Raw genomic sequence first — 2990 nt, forward strand, 5'->3', positions numbered from 1 at the left:
ACGACTTTCCAAGCGTACGGACTGCGCTTGTCCCCGACGGCATCGCGCCATTCGCAAGTTGAATGACGACACGTTGCCGAGGACCTGTCCCTCATTCTCTGGAGCCCTACCTTTTGCGGCATATACGCGGGTGGTCGGTGCCCCACCGCTCACCACGGCGAGTGTCCATCCCCCGGCCTCCGGAGTCCTGCCATGACAGTTCGGCCCATCACCCTCGCGCGCCGCTCGGCGGCCTGGTTCGCCGACCGCCCGGTCGCCGTGAAGATCGGCGCGGTCGTGGCCCTGGTGCTGGCCGTTGCCGCAGCACTCGCCGTCCTGGCTGCTGACCGGATCCGGACGCTGGACGCGAGCCAGCGCGACCTCTACCGCGGCCACGTCGTCGCCCTGTCGGACCTGGACGCGATCCAGGCGACCTTCGAGGGCGTTCGTCAGGGCTACACGGCCTACTACCTCGCCGACCCCAGCGAGCGCGAAGAGCTCAAGGCGGACCTCGCGGAGGCGCAGCAGGGGCTGGCGGCCCAGCTCGACGCCTACGGGTCCGTCACCGAGCACGCCCACAACGTGGCCCAGATCCGCCAGGACATCTCGGGGTACCTGGCGGTGAGCGACGAAGAGCTCGTCGGCGCCTTGGATGCCGGCGACATGCTCGGCGCTGCCGAGGTGGCGAACGACGCCCTGGTCGACTGGAGCGACACGATCGTCACCGACTTCACGGAGCTCAGGACGGTGCTGCGCGAGACCGGAGACGTGCAGGCGCAGAGTGGCGGCGAGACGGCGGCAGACGCACAGCGGCTCCTGTGGCTCATCCTGGCGGCGAGTGTCGCGATCGCCATCGGCCTGGTGACCGTCGTTGTCCGACAGATCGTCGGCACGGTGCGTTCGGTGCAGTCGTCGGTCGAGGCGCTGGCCGCGGGCGACCTGACGGTGGCACCGCGGGTGGGGTCGAGGGACGAGCTGGGGCGGATGGCGCAGTCCCTGGCCGCCGCGCAGGAGAACCTGCGGGGCGTGCTGTCCTCTGTCGTCCAGTCGGCGGATGCGGTGGCGGCGTCGTCGGAGGAGTTGTCGGCGTCCTCGGCGCAGATCTCGGCCTCGGCGGAGGAGACCTCGGCCCAGTCGGGTGTGGTGTCGTCGGCGGCCGGGGAGGTCAGCCGGAGCGTGCAGACGGTGGCCGCGGGTGCCGAGCAGATGGGCGCCAGCATCCGGGAGATCGCCAGCAACGCCGCAGAGGCCAGCGAGGTGGCCGCCCGCGCCGTCACCGCCGCGGAGCAGACGACCGCCACGGTCGCCAAACTGGGGGAGTCCTCGGCCGAGATCGGCAACGTGGTGAAGGTGATCACCTCGATCGCCGAGCAGACGAACCTGCTGGCGCTCAACGCCACGATCGAGGCGGCGCGGGCGGGTGAGGCGGGCAAGGGGTTCGCGGTCGTGGCCAACGAGGTCAAGGAGCTGGCGCAGGAGACGGCCAAGGCCACCGAGGACATCGCCAAGCGGGTGCAGGCCATCCAGGCCGACACGGGGTCGGCGGTGACCGCGATCGAGGAGATCAGCTCGATCGTGGCGCAGATCTCCGACCGGCAGACCACCATCGCCAGCGCGGTGGAGGAGCAGGAGGCCACGACCAACGAGATGAGCCGGTCGGTGCAGGAGGCCGCCGACGGGGCCGGGGAGATCGCCACGAACATCACCAACGTCTCGGGAGCCGCGGACTCGACCACGCAGGCGTTGGGCCAGACCCGAACGGCCGTGGACGAGCTGTCCCGCATGGCCGCCGACCTGCGCACGACCGTCGGGAGGTTCACCTACTGAAGAAGGACCCCGTCCTCCCCACCCCTTGCACGCTCGGGGCGATCCTCGGGACGGGGCCGCGCACCGGCGATGAATGCGACACGAGGAGCGCACGGCCCGTGGCCGTGCGGTCCTCGTGCATTTCTCCCTCCGGCGATCCCGCGACGGAAATGTCGACAAAGCCCCCCGAGAAAAGCGGTCGACGACCTTTTTCTACTGAGGTGTGCAACACGCCGACGTATTGCGCTCGCAACCCGGTGATGTCCGACAAGGTTCCTGTAGCGACACCAACAACGGTGGCGGCAACGGAGCCGGAAAGCAGAGGCATCGGAAATGGCGATGAGTGGAACGGTGGGCCGGAAGGGCCCCGGTGTCCGTGGGGCGATCCTCGCGGTGGGCGCCGCCGGCATGACCGCGGCCGGCACGGTGGGCGCACTCGGCATGGCCCAGCTGGGCAGCGCCGCCGAGAGCCTCGACGAGGTCAACGGCCTGCATGCCGCGCTGAGCACCGTCCAGGACATCGAGACCTCGAACTCGGACGTGACGGGTTGGCAGGCTGCGTACGCCTGGGACACCCGCCGCATCGGCGGTGCGGCGGCCGTGGCCGACGACAGTGCCAACCGGGCCGGTTTCTCCGACAGCGCCGACCGGCTGCGCGGCCACCTGGCTGCGATGCCGACGGACGTCCTCACCGGCACCGAGCGGGACGCCTTCAGCACCGTCGAGCAGCAGTGGGAGGCCTTCTTCGAGGTCGACGACCAGGCCGTCGCGCTGTACGCCCAGGACACGCCGACCGCCGTCGCCGCTGCCGATGACCTCATCCTCGGCCCCGGCTGGAACGTCTACTTCGAGGTCTTCACGCTCACCACGGAACTACGGGAGTCGCTGGAGCAGCGCGCCGAGTCGGCCACCGAGGCCGCTCACGCACAGAAGAGCCGGGCGCAGTGGACCATGGCCGGTGCCATCGCCCTCGGCCTGGTGGCCACGCTCGTCCTCGCCCTCGCGGTGTCCCGCCGCATCGTGCGGCCGCTGAACGCCGTGGTCACGGTCGCCCGGGCCATGGCGGCCGGCGATCTGACCCGGACCACCGGGGTGACCTCCCGGGACGAGGTCGGCCTGGCCGCCGTGGCTCTCGACGAGGCGCAGGTGAGCCTGCGGGAGGTGCTGTCGTCGGTGGTGGCGTCGGCGGATGCGGTGGCGGCGTC

2 protein-coding genes are annotated in these 2990 nt (G+C 70.7%); both read left to right on the forward strand.

From position 1 onward, the window contains the following. Window positions 1-192: 192 nt before the first annotated feature. Complete coding sequence (locus ACFSHS_RS18425; protein ID WP_376879230.1) at window positions 193-1806, forward strand: methyl-accepting chemotaxis protein; 1614 nt, start codon at window positions 193-195, stop codon at window positions 1804-1806. Window positions 1807-2124: 318 nt separating this feature from the next. Further along, window positions 2125-2990: HAMP domain-containing protein (locus tag ACFSHS_RS18430; RefSeq protein ID WP_376879232.1), on the forward strand; the 866-nt coding region annotated here is incomplete at its 3' end.

The sequence above is a fragment of the Blastococcus deserti genome (assembly GCF_042682525.1).
Taxonomy (GTDB): domain Bacteria; phylum Actinomycetota; class Actinomycetes; order Mycobacteriales; family Geodermatophilaceae; genus Blastococcus_B; species Blastococcus_B deserti.